This is a genomic window from Williamsia serinedens (assembly GCF_024171725.1).
In the GTDB taxonomy this organism is placed as follows: Bacteria; Actinomycetota; Actinomycetes; order Mycobacteriales; family Mycobacteriaceae; genus Williamsia_A; species Williamsia_A serinedens.
In genome coordinates this window covers 43,871-59,092 of sequence record NZ_JAMTCG010000005.1, presented here as the reverse complement: position 1 = coordinate 59,092, position 15,222 = coordinate 43,871, and the positions used below count along the sequence as shown (strand labels likewise).

Annotated in this window: 12 protein-coding genes; 10 read left to right on the top strand and 2 right to left on the bottom strand. The window is 70.2% G+C overall.

From position 1 onward, the window contains the following. The first annotated feature begins 45 nt into the window (after positions 1-45). The 3 genes from LX12_RS13815 (at position 46) to LX12_RS13805 (ending at position 6,129) form a co-directional block, all read left to right on the top strand. On the top strand, positions 46-3,459 hold the full coding sequence (locus LX12_RS13815) for a (Fe-S)-binding protein (protein ID WP_253655162.1): 3,414 nt from the start codon (positions 46-48) through the stop codon (positions 3,457-3,459). A 124-nt stretch (positions 3,460-3,583) separates the two neighbouring features. Beyond that, positions 3,584-4,843, top strand: a complete 1,260-nt coding sequence (locus tag LX12_RS13810) for an EAL domain-containing protein (protein WP_253655161.1) — start codon at positions 3,584-3,586, stop codon at positions 4,841-4,843. 35 nt (positions 4,844-4,878) lie between these two features. Then, entirely contained in the window at positions 4,879-6,129 is a 1,251-nt protein-coding gene (locus LX12_RS13805) for a pyridoxal phosphate-dependent aminotransferase (protein WP_308214012.1), read from the top strand. A gap of 178 nt (positions 6,130-6,307) precedes the next feature. On the opposite strand, the gene LX12_RS13800 is transcribed toward LX12_RS13805, so the two are convergent. Beyond that, positions 6,308-7,492, bottom strand: coding sequence for an acyltransferase family protein (locus tag LX12_RS13800; RefSeq protein ID WP_253655159.1), 1,185 nt, complete (start codon positions 7,490-7,492; stop codon positions 6,308-6,310). Positions 7,493-7,743: 251 nt separating this feature from the next. Here LX12_RS13800 and LX12_RS13795 point away from each other — a divergent pair, with 251 nt between their 5' ends. From LX12_RS13795 to LX12_RS13780, 4 genes are read left to right on the top strand one after another with little or no spacing between them, the layout of a single operon-like run. Next, complete coding sequence (locus LX12_RS13795; protein ID WP_253655158.1) at positions 7,744-9,000, top strand: class I SAM-dependent methyltransferase; 1,257 nt, start codon at positions 7,744-7,746, stop codon at positions 8,998-9,000. Then, positions 8,997-9,824 (top strand): glycosyltransferase family protein, encoded by an 828-nt coding sequence (locus LX12_RS13790; RefSeq protein WP_253655157.1) that lies wholly within the window; start codon positions 8,997-8,999, stop codon positions 9,822-9,824. Before LX12_RS13795 ends, LX12_RS13790 begins: the two co-directional genes overlap by 4 nt. Continuing rightward, the gene (locus LX12_RS13785; protein WP_253655156.1) at positions 9,821-10,507 is read left to right on the top strand and encodes a PIG-L deacetylase family protein; all 687 of its coding nucleotides are present in this window, start codon (positions 9,821-9,823) and stop codon (positions 10,505-10,507) included. The genes LX12_RS13790 and LX12_RS13785 overlap by 4 nt, the downstream gene beginning before the upstream one ends. Continuing rightward, entirely contained in the window at positions 10,504-11,532 is a 1,029-nt protein-coding gene (locus LX12_RS13780) for an NAD-dependent epimerase/dehydratase family protein (protein ID WP_253655155.1), read from the top strand. The genes LX12_RS13785 and LX12_RS13780 overlap by 4 nt, the downstream gene beginning before the upstream one ends. Before the next feature lie 27 nt (positions 11,533-11,559). On the opposite strand, the gene rfbC is transcribed toward LX12_RS13780, so the two are convergent. Further along, the gene (rfbC, locus tag LX12_RS13775; protein ID WP_253655154.1) at positions 11,560-12,117 is read right to left on the bottom strand and encodes a dTDP-4-dehydrorhamnose 3,5-epimerase; all 558 of its coding nucleotides are present in this window, start codon (positions 12,115-12,117) and stop codon (positions 11,560-11,562) included. Between the two features lie 32 nt (positions 12,118-12,149). On the opposite strand from rfbC, the gene LX12_RS13770 reads away from it, so the two are divergent. The 3 genes from LX12_RS13770 to LX12_RS13760 all read left to right on the top strand — a co-directional run bounded on the left by LX12_RS13770 (position 12,150) and on the right by LX12_RS13760 (position 15,214). Next, positions 12,150-13,271 carry a class I SAM-dependent methyltransferase gene (locus LX12_RS13770; RefSeq protein WP_253655153.1) on the top strand — a complete coding sequence of 374 codons (1,122 nt, stop codon included), beginning with the start codon at positions 12,150-12,152 and terminating at the stop codon, positions 13,269-13,271. Next, positions 13,268-14,626, top strand: coding sequence for a glutamate-1-semialdehyde 2,1-aminomutase (locus tag LX12_RS13765; RefSeq protein ID WP_253655152.1), 1,359 nt, complete (start codon positions 13,268-13,270; stop codon positions 14,624-14,626). Before LX12_RS13770 ends, LX12_RS13765 begins: the two co-directional genes overlap by 4 nt. 141 nt (positions 14,627-14,767) lie before the next feature. Continuing rightward, positions 14,768-15,214 carry a hypothetical protein gene (locus tag LX12_RS13760; protein WP_253655151.1) on the top strand — a complete coding sequence of 149 codons (447 nt, stop codon included), beginning with the start codon at positions 14,768-14,770 and terminating at the stop codon, positions 15,212-15,214. Positions 15,215-15,222 lie beyond the last annotated feature (8 nt).

The following is a 15,222-nucleotide window of genomic DNA, read 5'->3' as shown; positions in this document are numbered from 1 at the left end:
GTGAGGGCCCAGGACAGCGAGCCCTGACAAGAGAGGCCCACTGCCGTGAATGCCACGACAATCACCATCGGGACCGTCGCCGCCGCGCTCAGCATCCTGTGCTGGGCGTTCTTCGTGCAGGGCGTGACGCACACCGTGCGTCAGATCCTGATCGGACAGAAGGCGCCGAACCGGTTCACGCCTGTCGTCCCGCGCTTCCTGACGATGGTCAAGGAGTTCGCCGGACACACCCGGATGGTCAAGTTCCGCACCGTCGGCTGGGCGCACTGGCTGGTGATGGTCGGCTTCCTGCTCGGCTCGGTGCTGTGGTTCGAGGCCTACGGGCAGACGTTCGACCCCGAGTTCCACTGGCCGGTCGTCGGCGCTTGGGACATCTACATCTTCGCCGACGAGGTGCTCGGCCTGGGCACCGTCATCGGCATCCTCGTGCTGATCGCGATCCGCCAGCGCAACCACCCGCGTCGCGCCGAGCGACTGTCGCGCTTCTCCGGCTCCGGGTTCGGCGCCGCCTACTTCGTCGAGGCCGTCGTCCTCCTCGAGGGCCTGGGCATGATCTTCGTCAAGACGTTCAAGATCGCCTCCGGCGTCGAGGACCCTCCGATCTGGACCTCGTTCTTCACCCACTACCTCGCGATGGCGTTCCAGGGCATCGACCCGTTCTGGGTGTGCATCGCCGCGGTCATCAAGCTCATGTCCGGCATGGTGTGGCTGGCCGTGGTCGGCCGCAACATCACCTGGGGCGTTGCCTGGCACCGCTTCTCGGCGTTCTTCAACATCTACTTCAAGCGCGAGGCCGACGGTTCGGTCGCCCTCGGCGCTGCCAAGCCGATGACGTCGCGCGGCAAGGTCCTGGACATGGAAGAGGCCGACCCCGATGTCGACCTCTTCGGCGCCGGGAAGATCGAGGACTTCAGCTGGAAGGGCTGGCTGGACTTCTCGACCTGCACCGAGTGCGGTCGATGCCAGAGCCAGTGCCCCGCATGGAACACCGGCAAGCCGCTGTCGCCGAAGCTGCTCATCACCTCTCTGCGCGACCACGCCAACGCCAAGGCGCCGTACCTGCTCGCCGGGGGCAAGACCGACATGGGCGGCGACGAGGTCGGTCTGGTCGACGCCGACGGCAACCCCGACGAGGCGCGGATCGCGAAGATCCCCGAGAAGGCCCTTGCCGAGGCGGCTCGTCCGCTGGTCGGCCCCAGCGAGGGCATCGCGGCCGGCGGCGTCATCGACCCGGACACCCTGTGGAGCTGCACCAACTGCGGTGCGTGCGTGGAGCAGTGCCCGGTCGACATCGAGCACGTCGACCACATCATCGACATGCGCCGCTACCAGGTGCTCATCGAGTCGGACTTCCCCAGCGAGCTCGCCGGCCTGTTCAAGAACCTCGAGAACAAGGGCAACCCGTGGGGCCAGAACGCGTCGACCCGCAACAACTGGATCGACGAGATGGACATCGAGATCCCGGTCTTCGGTGAGACCGTCGACACCTTCGAGGGCTTCGAGTACCTCTTCTGGGTCGGCTGCGCCGGCGCCTTCGAGGACCGGGCGAAGAAGACCACCAAGGCCGTCGCCGAACTCCTCGACATCGCCGCGGTGAACTTCCTCGTCCTCGGTCAGGGCGAGACCTGCACCGGCGACTCGGCCCGTCGCGCGGGCAACGAGTTCCTGTTCCAGATGCTGGCGCAGCAGAACATCGAGACCCTCGGCGAGGTGTTCGCCACCGCCCCGGAGCAGAAGCGCAAGATCGTCGTCACCTGTGCGCACTGCTTCAACGCACTGGGCAACGAGTACCCGCAGCTCGGCGCGAGGTACGAGGTCGTCCACCACACCCAGCTGCTCAACCGGCTGGTGCGTGACAAGCGACTGATCCCGGTCGCCCCCGTCGCCGAGGACGTCACCTACCACGACCCCTGCTTCCTGGGCCGCCACAACAAGGTCTACAGCGAGCCCCGCGCGCTCATGGCGGCGTCGGGGTCGGCGCTGCGCGAGATGCCCCGGCACGGTGAACGTTCCATGTGCTGTGGCGCCGGTGGCGCGCGCATGTGGATGGAGGAGTCCATCGGCAAGCGCATCAACCTCGACCGGGTCGACGAGGCGCTGTCGACGCTGCCCGCGAACGGCGGCGAGGACGACAAGAAGCAGAAGATCGCGACCGGCTGCCCGTTCTGCCGCGTGATGCTCAGCGACGGCACCACCGCGAAGACCAGTGGCACCGACCGCGAGGACAAGGTCGAGGTCGTCGACGTCTCGCAGCTCCTGCTCGAGGCCGTCACCCGTGGTGCCCCCGAGATCCGCCGCGGCGGACGCTATCTCGGACCCGTGGTCACCGCCGACGGCGACATCGCCGAGGAGAGCCAGAAGGACGAGGCCGCCCACGCGGTCACGGCGACCACCACCGAGGCGGAGCCGGCGCAGGCCGCCGCCGAGGCGACGAAGACCGCTCCCGCGGCCCCGAAGCCGACCGTCGGTCTCGGCATGGGCAAGGGCATGAAGCGGCCCGGGAAGCCCTCGTCGGGCGAAGGACTCAAGCCCGAGAGCGAGCAGCCCGCGGGAACCGGTGGCACACCGGCGAAGACGGAGCACGGCGACACCGCGCAGACCACCGCGTCGGCGGCGGCTCCGGCGGAGCCGAAGGCGAAGGGCTTCGGCATGGGTGGCGCCAAGCGACCCGGTCAGAAGGCCGCCGCACCGGCAGCCACCCCCGCCGACAAGGCCGAGCCCGCGTCCACCGAGTCCGCCGAGAGCACCGCGGCCGCACCGGCTCCCGAGCCGAAGGCCAAGGGCTTCGGCATGGGCGCTGCGAAGCGACCCGGTCAGAAGGCGGCCGCGCCGACAGCCGCTCCCGCCGACAAGGCCGAGCCCGCGTCCACCGAGTCCGCCGAGAGCACCGCGGCCGCACCGGCTCCCGAGCCGAAGGCCAAGGGCTTCGGCATGGGCGCTGCGAAGCGACCCGGTCAGAAGGCGGCCGCGCCGACAGCCGCTCCCGCCGAGAAGGCCGAGCCCGCGGAGGCCGCCGCACCGACGGCCGAGCCCGCCGAGAAGTCGGAGCCCGCACAGCCGTCCGAGCCCACGGCGGACACCTCCTCAGAGGCGCCGGCCGAGAAGCCTGCTCCCCCAGCGAAGTCGGCCGGTTTCGGTATGGGAGCCGCCAAGCGTCCGGGTCAGCGGTCTGCGGCGTCGTCCAACGGTTCGTCGTCGAACGGCTCGTCGTCGAACGGCTCGTCGGCCGACACCGCAGCCGCCGAGACGCCGGCCGAGGAGGCATCCACCCCCGCACACACGAACGGGGACAACGGAGCCGACGCGTCGGGGTCGGAGACCAACGGTGCCGCGGAGGCCTCCGGTTCCTCGTCGTCGAACGGCTCGGACGACGCCGACCGGGTGGTCTCGGAGACCGGACCGGCCAAGTCAGCGGGCTTCGGCATCGCCGCCGGGAAGAAGCGTCCAGGCCGGAGCTGACCTGACTGTCACGGAGCACGATGCGACGTGACGTCCGCGGGCGGATGCAGGTGGACGTGGTTATGATCCACGCTGACGTACCGCTGTCGGGTCCGACATCGGGCGCGGCGACGGGAGGCGCGGGGTGGTCACCAGGCCCGAGACACCGGGTTCGTTGCTCTCCGCCCTGTCCGATGCCGACGTCTCACGGGTCGTCGGTGACATGGCGCCGGGCTCGGTGGCGGCCGTGGCCGTGAAGATGGAGGCGTCGGATCGCATCGCCGCCGCCTTCGGTCGCGCCACCGGCCTGGCCGCGCGCCAGGCGACGCTTCAGGCCCTCGCCGAACTCATCGGTGAGCAGGGGATCGTGTTCGCCGGCGCCGCCGATCTCGGGGTGGTCCTCGTCGACGTCGACCTCGTCGACCCGCAGCGCATCGTCGCCGACGTCTCCCGTCGCCTGGCCTCGACGGTGTCCGTCGACGGCGTCGACTTCTTCGTGCAGACCCACATCGGTGTCTCGCTGCCCGGGGACGCGTCCGGGACCGACGTCCGCGACGTGCTCCAGGCGGCCATCGCCGCGGTCCACCACGCCGCGACCTCCGGGTCGCACCTGGCGTGGGCGGCCGACATCTCGATCAGCGACCTCCGGGAGGAGATCGAACTCGCCGCCGAGCTCGCCAACGCCGTCGGTGAGGCGTTCACCCTGCACTACCAGCCGATCGTGCGGATGGACACGCTCGAGGCGGTCGGGTACGAGTCCCTGCTCCGCTGGACCGTCGACGACCGGGTACGGCTCCCCGGCGAGTTCCTCGACGCTGCCGAGGAGACCTCGCTCATCGTCCCCATCGGTCGGTGGGGTGTGGTCGAGGCCATCCGACAGCTCGGGACGTGGCACCGACGCGTCGGCGACGACGCGCTGTTCGTGTCGGTGAACTTCTCGTCGCAGCAGCTGGTCGACCACGCCCTCACCGGCCACATCGCCGACGCCCTCGCCCGCGCCGAGGTCCCCGCCCGGGCCCTGTGGATCGAGGTCACCGAGCGCGACCTCATCACCTCGGATTCTCCTGCGGCACAGACCATCCGGGAGCTCGCGGACCTCGGGTGCGTCATCGCCGTCGACGACCTCGGCACCGGCTACGCCGCCCTGCGGTACATGGTCGACCAACCCGTCAGCGTCGCCAAGATCGACCGATCGCTCATCCAGGGCGTCGACGGCGGGGTCAGCCGCAGCATCGTCGAGACGGTGTGTCGGCTCGCCGACGACCTGGGCATCCGCTCGGTCGCCGAGGGCGTCGAGGACGCCGCGGTCGTCGACGTGCTCCGCGAGATCGGGTTCACCCACGCCCAGGGCTATCTGTTCGGGCGCCCCCAGCCCGCCGACGACATCGTGCCCCCCGGCGGCTGAGAACTCGATTGCGCGCCGGTGCGATCATGGGACACGTGAGCAGACCGCACGTGTCCCATACCTCGACACCCCTCAAGCCCCTCGAGCAGTCGGCCAAGCTGCGCGACGTGTGCTACGAGATCCGCGGGCCGGTCCACGCACACGCAGCCCGTCTGGAGGCCGAGGGCCACCGCATCCTCAAGCTGAACATCGGCAACCCCGCCCTGTTCGGGTTCGAGGCGCCCGACGTGATCATGCGCGACATGATCCACGCCCTGCCGTACTCACAGGGGTACTCGGAATCGGCGGGTGTGCTGTCCGCGCGCCGGGCCGTCGTGACGCGCTACGAGACCATCGACTTCCCCTACTTCGACGTCGACGACGTCATCCTCGGCAACGGGGTCTCCGAGCTCATCACCATGACGATGCAGGCCCTCCTCGACGACGGTGACGAGGTGCTCATCCCCGCACCCGACTACCCGCTCTGGACGGCGATGACCGCCCTTTCCGGCGGCAAGCCGGTCCACTACCTCTGCGACGAGGACAACGACTGGAACCCGTCGATCGCGGACATCGAGTCGAAGATCACGCCGCGCACCAAGGCCATCGTCGTCATCAACCCGAACAACCCGACCGGCGCGGTCTACTCCCGCGAGGTGCTCACGCAGATCACCGATCTGGCGCGCAAGCACTCGCTGCTCATCATGGCCGACGAGATCTACGACAAGATCCTCTACGACGGCGCGAAGCACATCTCGATCGCGTCGTTGGCGCCGGATCTGCTGTGCCTCACCTTCAACGGGCTGTCGAAGGCGTACCGGGTGTGCGGTTACCGCGCGGGCTGGGTCGCCATCACCGGTCCGAAGGACCACGCGCGCGGGTTCATCGAGGGGATGTCGCTGCTCGCCTCGACCCGTCTGTGCTCGAACGTCCCGGGCCAGCACGCCATCCAGGTCGCGCTCGGCGGGTACCAGAGCATCGACGACCTGGTGCTGCCCGGCGGACGACTTCTCGAGCAGCGCAACGCCGCATGGGAGAAGCTCAACGAGATCCCGGGCGTGAGCTGCGTGAAGCCGATGGGCGCGCTGTACGCGTTCCCCAAGATCGACCTCGAGTACCACGACATCCACGACGACGAGCTGCTCGTGCAGGACCTGCTGCTGCGCGAGAAGATCCTCGTCGTGCAGGGCACCGGGTTCAACTGGCCGCGGCCGGATCACCTGCGCCTGGTCACGCTCCCCTGGACCCGCGACATCGTCGACGCCGTCGAACGCCTCGGGAACTTCCTCGCCGGTTACCGGCAGTAGCGATCCCGCGGCCACGCCGCGGGATCGAACTCTGCCGGCGTTCGCGCTCCGGTTACAGGGTTCGCGCTCCACATACTCGAAGACGCTCCGGATGTATCCGGAGCGTCCTCGAATATGTGGAGCGTCACACTATCCTGGCGCGGTGACGCTGGTCGAAGCCTGTCGATCGCGACGCCCGTCAGACGACGGTGGTGGACGTCGCACGCGCCGGTACCGCCGCCGGCTTTCTCGGCGGCGGGAGGAACGGCTTCTCCGCGACCTGCGCGAACGCCCAGGCGATGCCGACGATGAGCGGGCAGGCGACCAGCCAGAACAGGGCCAGTTCGACGTCGGGTGAGACGTGCAGCGGCTCGACGACCACGAGATAGAACAGCTGCAGCAGCTGGGCATGGATGAGGTACAGGCTGTAGGAGAAGCCCGCGACCAGGGCCAACGGACCCCAGGAGAACACCCGGCGCAGACGTGGCGCCGTGCCGGTGGTCATCGCCGTCAGCGCCGCGACCACCCCGAGCCCGAGCACCACGTCGAGCCACGGGGTGTTCGCGATGATCCACCGCGTCGACGCGAGGCTGCAGACCGCCACCACGACGGCGGCCGCGGCTCCCGCTCCGAGGCGCCAGGGCACCCGCGCGACCATCTCGGGCGCGCGGCGCATCGCGATCGCCGACCCCGCGGCCAGCGCGAACACCAGGTAGTACTCGGGGAAGAACCGACCGAACCGGTCGTCGACGAACGCGTCGCCGAGCATCCCGAGCGCCCCGCAGGCGGCGCACGCGAACACCGCCGGCGCGAGTCCCACGAACCGCCACAGCAGCACCAGCAACGGCATCACCAGGTAGATGTGCCACTCCACCGCCACCGACCAGAACGTGTAGGCGGCATCGCGGACCGGGATGACGTCCTGCATCAGGATGTAGTCCGCGGCCCAGCCCTTCGGCGTGATCGGCAACGACAGGTCCCAGTGCGTGCCCGTACGACGCCCGAGGACGGTCACCGCGAGCAGGATCGTGATGGTGAGCGCGATCCAGTAGGGCGGGATGATCCGACGGGCCCGCCGCGTGATGAATCCCCAGAACCCGTCGGGCAGACCGCCTGCGCGGCCGACCGGCATCCCCAACGAGAAGCCGGCGAGCGCGATGAAGACGGTGACACCGAAGTGGCCCCACTGCGCCCAGCCGAACGCGAACGACTCCCAGCCGTGGACCTCACCCCGGCCGTCGACGAGGTGCGCGGACATGAACGCGTGGTGGACCAGGACGTACAGCGCAGCGGTGGCGCGGACCCCGTCGAGATGCCGCAGTCGGCGCGGACCGACCCCTGCTCCCCCGTCGGACACGGTGTCGGTGGACACGGTCGAACTCACAGCCTCTCCCCCAGATCGTGCTGTTCGCGGACGAGGATACGAGTGACACCACCCCGATGTGCAAGCGGCAGTCCGACGTTGCATCGTTCGAGGGACAGAGCGACGATCCCGTTCCGCCACTCGATCTGACACCAGCGTGAATACGTGCTTGAATGACGGCACGGTTTCGCACCTGGGGAGGACTGCGGACCGTGTCCGGCCAGGGGGACGTATGGCCCCCTGGTGAGCACGAACCGTTCGAGGGGGGCGGTATGCGCTGTCGTCTGTGCGCATCCGAAGATCTGATCAGCGTCGTCGATCTCGGCGCGACACCACCGTGTGAGAAGTTCCTGACGGCCGCGGAGCTCGACGCTCCCGAGCCGACGTTCCCGCTGCACCTGCGGCTCTGCCGGCAGTGCCTGCTGCTGCAGATCCCGGCGCTCATCACGCCGGAGGAGACGTTCACCGAGTACGCGTACTTCTCGTCGTACTCCGACAGCTGGGTCGCCCACGCCGAGGAGTTCGTCGCACAGGCCGTCGACCGTGTGGGTCTCGGCGACGACTCGTTCGTCGTCGAGGTGGCCAGCAACGACGGCTACCTGCTGCAACACGCTGTGGCGCGGGACATCCCGTGCCTCGGCATCGAACCGTCGGTGAACGTCGGCGAGGCCGCGCGCGAGCGGGGCGTCCCGACGGAGACCGCATTCCTCGACGAGAACCTTGCCCGCAAGGTCACCACGGCCTTCTGCCCGGCCGACCTCGTCGTGGCCAACAACGTGTACGCCCACATCCCCGACCTGCTCGGCTTCACACGGTCACTGCGGCGACTCGTCGCCGACGACGGGTGGGTGAGCATCGAGGTGCACCACGCGCTGAACCTGGTGACCCTCGGGCAGTTCGACACGATCTACCACGAACACTTCCAGTACTACACGGCACTCTCGGCGATGCGGGCGCTCGCGACCGCCGACCTGAGCGTCGTCGACATCGAGGTCCTGGGCACGCACGGTGGCTCGATCCGCCTGTGGGCCCGGCCTTCCGGGGTCGCGGGAGAGCCCAGCGCACGCGTCGCCGAGGTGCTGGCCGACGAGGAGGCCGCCGGCCTGCACCACGTCGCCGGGTACGCCGGTCTGCAGGCGCGGGCCGAGGCCGTGCGCCAGGACCTGCTCCGGTACCTGTTGGCGTGCAAGGCCGACGGCAAGCGCGTCGTCGGGTACGGCGCACCGGGCAAGGGCAACACGCTGCTGAACTTCTGCGGCATCCGGCCCGACCTGCTCGAGTACACCGTCGACCGGAACCCGTACAAGCACGGACGTTTCACGCCGGGGACGCGCATCCCGATCGTGGCGCCGTCCCGTATCGACGCCGACCGGCCCGACGTGGTCCTCGTCCTGCCGTGGAACCTCGAGACCGAGCTCACCCGACAGCTCGCGCACGTCCGTGAGTGGGGCGGGGAGATCGTGTACCCGCTCCCGACTCTGCACACCGCCGACGTTGAATCGGCCGTCTACGAGGGGAGCCGGGCGTGAAGGTCGTGTTGTTCTGCGGCGGCTACGGGATGCGGATGCGCAACAGCTCCGACGACATGATCCCCAAGCCCATGCAGATGGTCGGTCCCCGACCGCTCATCTGGCACGTCATGCGCTACTACGCACACTTCGGGCACACCGAGTTCATCCTGTGCCTGGGCTACGGCGCGTCGCACATCAAGAACTACTTCCTCAACTACGACGAGGCGGAGTCGAACGACTTCGTCCTGCGCGGTGGTCGCGTCGACCTGCTCGGCTCGGACATCAGCGACTGGACCATCACGTTCGCCGACACGGGGCTGGAATCGCCCATCGGGGAACGGCTCCGGCGCGTGCGTCACCACCTCGGCGACGACGAGTACTTCCTCGCCAACTACGCCGACGTGCTGACCGACGCACCGCTCGACACCATGATCGACACGGTCGTCACCTCGGGTGCGGCGGCGTCGATGATGCTGGTGCCACCCCAGTCGTCGTTCCACTGCGTCGACGTCTCGGACTCGGGCACGGTCACCGGCATCACGCCGGTGTCGGAGTTCCCTATCTGGGAGAACGGCGGGTTCTTCGTCCTCACGCAGGAGGTGTTCGACCACCTGCCGCCCGGCGGCGACCTCGTCGCCGACGCCTGCGGGGGGCTGGCCGCGCAGGGCCGGCTGTACGGGTATCGCCACAGCGGCTTCTGGAAGCCGGCCGACACGTTCAAGGAACGGGCCGACCTCGAGGCCGCCTTCCACCGGGGCGATCGGCCGTGGATGGTGTGGGATCGTCCGCGCACGCCCGCGGCCGCGCCCGAGGTGAAGCTGCCCGTCGGTTCCCTGTCGTGATCGACCTGCAGACCGGCGATCTCGGCGAGATCGCCGTCCTCGGCGCGCACTGCGACGACATCGCCATCGCGGTGGGCGGGACCCTGCTGACCCTGGCCAAGACGCACCCGGACACCCGCGTGCACGCACTCGTCCTGGGCGGTCGGGGCACGCCACGGGAGGACGAGGAGCGCTCCGCGCTCGAGGCCCTCTGCGGGCCCATGCCGCTGGAGGTGACCGTCGGCGACATCCCGGACGGGATGGCCCCGGCGCACTGGGGCGCGGTGAAGGAGACGGTCCGCGCATTCGCCCGGACCTGTTCTCCCGCCGTCGTGTTCGCCCCGCAGCGTCACGACGCGCACCAGGACCACCGGCTGCTCGCCGAGATCGTCCCGACCGAGTTCCGGGATCACCTGGTGCTCGGCTACGAGATCCCGAAGTGGGAGGGCGATCTGCCCTCCCCGACCATGTTCCACCCGCTCGACACGGCAGTGGCGCAGGAGAAGTCGCGGCTGCTGCACGAGCACTACCCGTCTCAGGTGGGGCGGGACTGGTTCGACGGCGAGACCTTCCTCGGTCTGTCCCGGCTGCGTGGCGTGATGTGTCGCGCCCCGCACGCCGAGGCCTTCGTCGTCGAGAAGGCGCACATCGCCTTCGGCGCCGCACCCACCGCCTCCCGGACCATCGAAGGAGTCCCGTCGTGAAGGTTCTCGTCACCGGCCACCAGGGGTACCTCGGCACCGTCATGGTGCCGGTCCTCGCCGCCGCAGGCCACGAGGTCGTCGGCCTCGACTCCGGCTACTTCGCCGACTGCGTGCTGGGGGACGCCCCCGCCGACCCGCCGAGCATCCGCCGCGACCTGCGCGACGTCACGCTGGAGGACCTGCGCGGGTTCGACGCCGTGGTCCACCTCGCCGCGCTCTCGAACGACCCGCTCGGCGCGCTCGAACCGCAGATCACCTACGACATCAACCACCATGCGTCCGTGCGTCTCGCGCGTCTGGCGAAAGAGGCCGGCGTGCAGCGCTTCCTGTACGCCTCGACGTGCTCGGTGTACGGCGCCGGCGGGGACGGGTTGGTCGGCGAGGACGCGGCGCTGCGCCCGCTGACCCCGTACGCGGAGAGCAAGGTCCGGGTCGAGGACGACCTGTCGGCCATGGCCGACGACCACTTCGTCCCCGTGTACCTGCGCAACGCCACGGCGTTCGGCTTCTCACCGCGGCTGCGCGCGGACATCGTGCTGAACAACCTCGTCGGGCACGCGGTCCTCACCGGGACCGTCCGCGTCATGTCCGACGGGACCCCGTGGCGTCCGCTGGTCCACGCCCGCGACATCGCCGAGGCGTTCGCGACCTGCCTCGTCGCCGACGCGGACCTGGTGCGGTCGCAGGCGTTCAACGTCGGCACCGAGTCGAACAACCTGACCGTCACCCAGATCGCCGAGGCCGTCGTCCTCGCCGTGCCGGGGTCGGAGCTGCTGATCACCGGTGAGTACGGCGGCGACCCGCGGTCGTACCGGGTCGATTTCAGCAAGGCCCGCCGGGTGCTCGGGTACGAGGCCGCGTGGTCTGTCGCCGACGGGGCGCGCGAGCTCGCGAGCCGCTACGTCACCGCCGGGCTGGACGCCGACGCGTTCGCGCACCGCTTCGTGCGGCTCGCCCACCTGCAGCGGTCCATCGAGGCGGGCCTGCTCGACGCGTCGATGCGTCGGGTGGTCACCCCCGCCTGAGGGGACACACCCATGCGCGCCTGCGGGTCAGGCACCGATCGCCGCGAGCAACGCCGCCCAGTCGCCCGCCGAGGCGTCCCGCGGCGAGACGATGGTCGGTGGCGTCGGCCAGTTGATCGCGAGATGCGCGTCGTCCCAGCGCACGCCGATGTCCTCGGACGGGTCGTGTGGACGGTCGATGCGGTAGCAGACGTCCGCCACGTCGGTCAGCGCCTGGAACCCGTGCAGGAAGCCGGGCGGGACGTAGAGGTGGCGGAAGGTCTCGTCGTCGAGGCGGAACGCCTGCTGCCGGCCGAACGTCGGCGACCCGGGGCGGATGTCGACGAGGACGTCGTGGACGGCACCGTGCGCGCAGCGCACCAGCTTGGCCTCGCCGCGACCGAGGCGCCCGTGCATACCGCGGATCACCCCGCCGACCGATCGCGACTGGGAGTCCTGCACGAAACGTGCTGCCGCGCCCGGCGATCCGAGATGGGCGTCGAACTCGTCGGCGTCGAAGGTCCGGGTGAACAGGCCACGCTCGTCGCGGTGCGGCTCGGGCGTGAGCACGAGGACGTCTGCGAGGTCGGTGGTGTCGATGCGCACGCCGCGATTGTGCCGCATCGGGCGGTGATCGCATGACCTGTCGCGCCTGCGGATCGCTGCGACTGGAGACCGTCCTCGACGTCGGCGCGGTCGCCGCTGCCGACCGCTTTCCGCCTGCGGACACCCCGGTGTCCGACGACGAGACCGGGCATCCGCTGTCGATGGCCGTGTGCCGCACCTGCGGGCTGGCGCAGCTCGTCGACGACGACACGATCGCCGACGAGCCGCGCGGGGTGGAGCCGCAGGCACTCCGCGACCAGGCCGCCGCCGCGGTCACCGACGTCGCGGACGCGGGGTTCCTCGTCGGGTCGACGGTCACCGAGTTCGGCAGCCCACACGGGGGCACCTGGCTGCCTCTGCTGGCCGAGCGCGGCTTCACCGCGCACCCGGCGGACGGGAAGCAGCCGTGCGACGTCGTCCTCGACTGCTTCGGGATGATGCACGAGCCCGACCAGGCGGCGGCCGTCGCGCGCCGCGCCCGGGCCACCGCCCCCGACGGGGTCCTGCTGTTCCAGTTCCACTCGCTGGCGACGATCGTCGCGCAGGGGCAGTGGAACGCCCTGCGCCACGGACACTTCGCCTACTACTCGCTCACCGCGCTGCGGTCGCTGTTCGACGCCGTCGGGATGTCCGTCACGTCGGCATGGACCTACGACCTCTACGGCGGGACGGTGCTCGTGGCCGTCCGTCACGGAGTCCACGACCCGGACGCGTCCGTCGCCGCCGTCCTCGCCACCGAGGAGGCCGGCGGCGTCACCGACCCCGCCGCGGTGTCGGCGTTGCAGCGGGCGGCGCGGCGCCAGTGGGGCGACCTGACGACCTGGCTCTCCGACATCGTCGCATCGGGCGGTACCGCCTACGCCTACGCGGCGGCATCGCGGGCCGTCGCCCTGTTGGGATGCGCCGGGGTCACGCGATCGCTGCTGGCCGGTGTGGCCGACGCGTCCCCCGCGAAGTGGGGCCTGCGGATGCCGGGCACCGACATCCCGATCATCGACCCGGACAGCCTTGTCGCGGCCTCACCGACGGCGGTGCTGGTCACCGTCCCCGACCTCGTCGACGAGGTCCGACGGGACTTCCCCACGCTCGCCGACGTGCTCGTGACCGAGCCGACCGCGCGGGTGCAGACCGATCCGCAGGGAGGGACATCATGACCTCGGTCCACGAACGCCGCACCACACGACGTGATTTCACGGAGTCGAACCGCCTGCAGGCGTCGCTGCACCGGATGGTCCCGGGAGGCGCACACACCTATGCGCGCGGGGCCGACCAGTACCCGGAGGCCATGGCACCCGTCCTCGTCCGGGGAGCGGGCGCGCGAGTGTGGGACGCCGACGGCAACGAGTTCGTCGAGTACGGCATCGGGTTGCGGTCGGTCACCCTCGGCCACGGCCACCCCGGAGTGCTGGACGCGGTCACCCGGACGATCGTCGACGGCGTGAACTTCTCCCGCCCGACCGCCCTGGAAGCGGCTGCGGCGGAGGACTTCCTGCGCCTCGTCCCGACCGCGGAGATGGTGAAGTTCGCCAAGAACGGCTCGGACGCCACCACCGCCGCGGTGCGGTTGGCGCGGGCCGCGACCGGTCGCGCGCTGGTCGGTGTCTGCGACCACCCGTTCTTCTCCGTCGACGACTGGTTCATCGGGACCACCGGCATGGACGCCGGCATCCCCGCCGACGTGACGGCGAAGTCGGTGCGGTTCCGGTACAACGACCTCGACGACACCCGCGCCCTGTTCGCGACACACGGCGACGACCTGGCCTGCGTCGTGTTGGAGGCCGCGACGGCGTCGACCGAGCCGCAACCGGGCTACCTCGAGGCCGTCCGCGACCTCTGCGACCGGCACGGTGTCGTGCTGGTCTTCGACGAGATGATCACCGGTTTCCGGTGGTCGGAGCACGGCGCGCAGTCGGTGTACGGCGTGACGCCCGACCTCTCGACGTGGGGCAAGGCGATGGGCAACGGCTTCCCCATCGCGGCGCTCGCCGGCAAGCGGGACCTGATGGAGCTCGGCGGGCTCAACACCGACGCCGATCGCGTGTTCCTCCTGTCGACGACGCACGGACCCGAGTCGGCCTCACTCGCGGCGTTCCGAGCCGTCGTCGCCGCCTACGCCGACGGCGACCCGATCGGGGCGATGACGGTTTACGGCACGGCACTGGCCGCCGGCGTGAACGCGCTCGCCGCCGATGCCGGTGTGGCACCGCACGTCCGCGCGTTCGGACGTCCCACCGCACTGCTCTTCGGCACCGCCGACGCCGACGGGAACCCGTCGCAGGCGTTCCGCACACTGTTCCTGCAGGAGCTCATCGACCGGGGTGTCCTCGGTCAGTCCTTCGTGCCGTCGGCGGCGCACACCGCCGAGGACCTCCGCGTCACACTCGACGCCGTCGAGGGTGCGGTCGAGGTCTATCGCGAGGCGCTCGAGCGCGGCTCCGTCGACGGTCTGCTGCGCGGTCGGCCCGTCGCCCCCGCCCTGCGCCGCACCTCGGCACCCCGACGTCTGTAGGCCGAACAATGCTCGCGCACTGCGCTTTCCGGACATGAGAGCATGCTGAGACTTGCTTGCGCGGCCCCGGCGTCGGGTCGATCCTGGAGTCCGGAGATGCCGTCCCGCGCGCAGCGGGAGGCGCGCGCGAGAGGAGTCGCCATGAACGACGTCGAGATCGACCGGGCCTACGGCCAGCTGACTCAGCAGGGTCGACAGACCGCCGACGCGATCCAGGCTCTGGCGCAGAAGCTCCAGACCGCGGCGTCGGCCGGGAACACCGACGCCCGGGAGTGGGCGCTCGACCTCCGCGAGATCGCGCTCGCGGTCCGCGACGAGGAGGGCCAGATGTCGACGCTCCTGCAGTCGATCCACGCCATGGTCGACAACCACGTCCAGGACCTCCCGCAGCAGCAGGTGCAGCAAGCACCGCAGTACGCCGCGCCGCAGCAGTACGCGCAGCCCCAATACGCCCAACCGGTCCAGTACGCGCAGCCCCAGCAGTCGGGCATGCTCGGACGCTTCCTCGGCAGCACCGTCGGCCGGTCGATCGCGATGGGCGCGGGCTTCGGCATCGGCGACGACATCGTCAACGACATCTTCCGCTGAGCCGAGCG

What these genes read in the sequence shown, in the direction of transcription:
- LX12_RS13795 (WP_253655158.1), top strand. Translation starts at nt 7,744, where the DNA reads ATGCGCTGTCGTCTGTGCGCATCCGAAGATCTGATCAGCGTCGTCGAT.
- LX12_RS13770 (WP_253655153.1), top strand. Translation starts at nt 12,150, where the DNA reads ATGACCTGTCGCGCCTGCGGATCGCTGCGACTGGAGACCGTCCTCGAC.
- LX12_RS13765 (WP_253655152.1), top strand. Translation starts at nt 13,268, where the DNA reads ATGACCTCGGTCCACGAACGCCGCACCACACGACGTGATTTCACGGAG.
- LX12_RS13760 (WP_253655151.1), top strand. Translation starts at nt 14,768, where the DNA reads ATGAACGACGTCGAGATCGACCGGGCCTACGGCCAGCTGACTCAGCAG.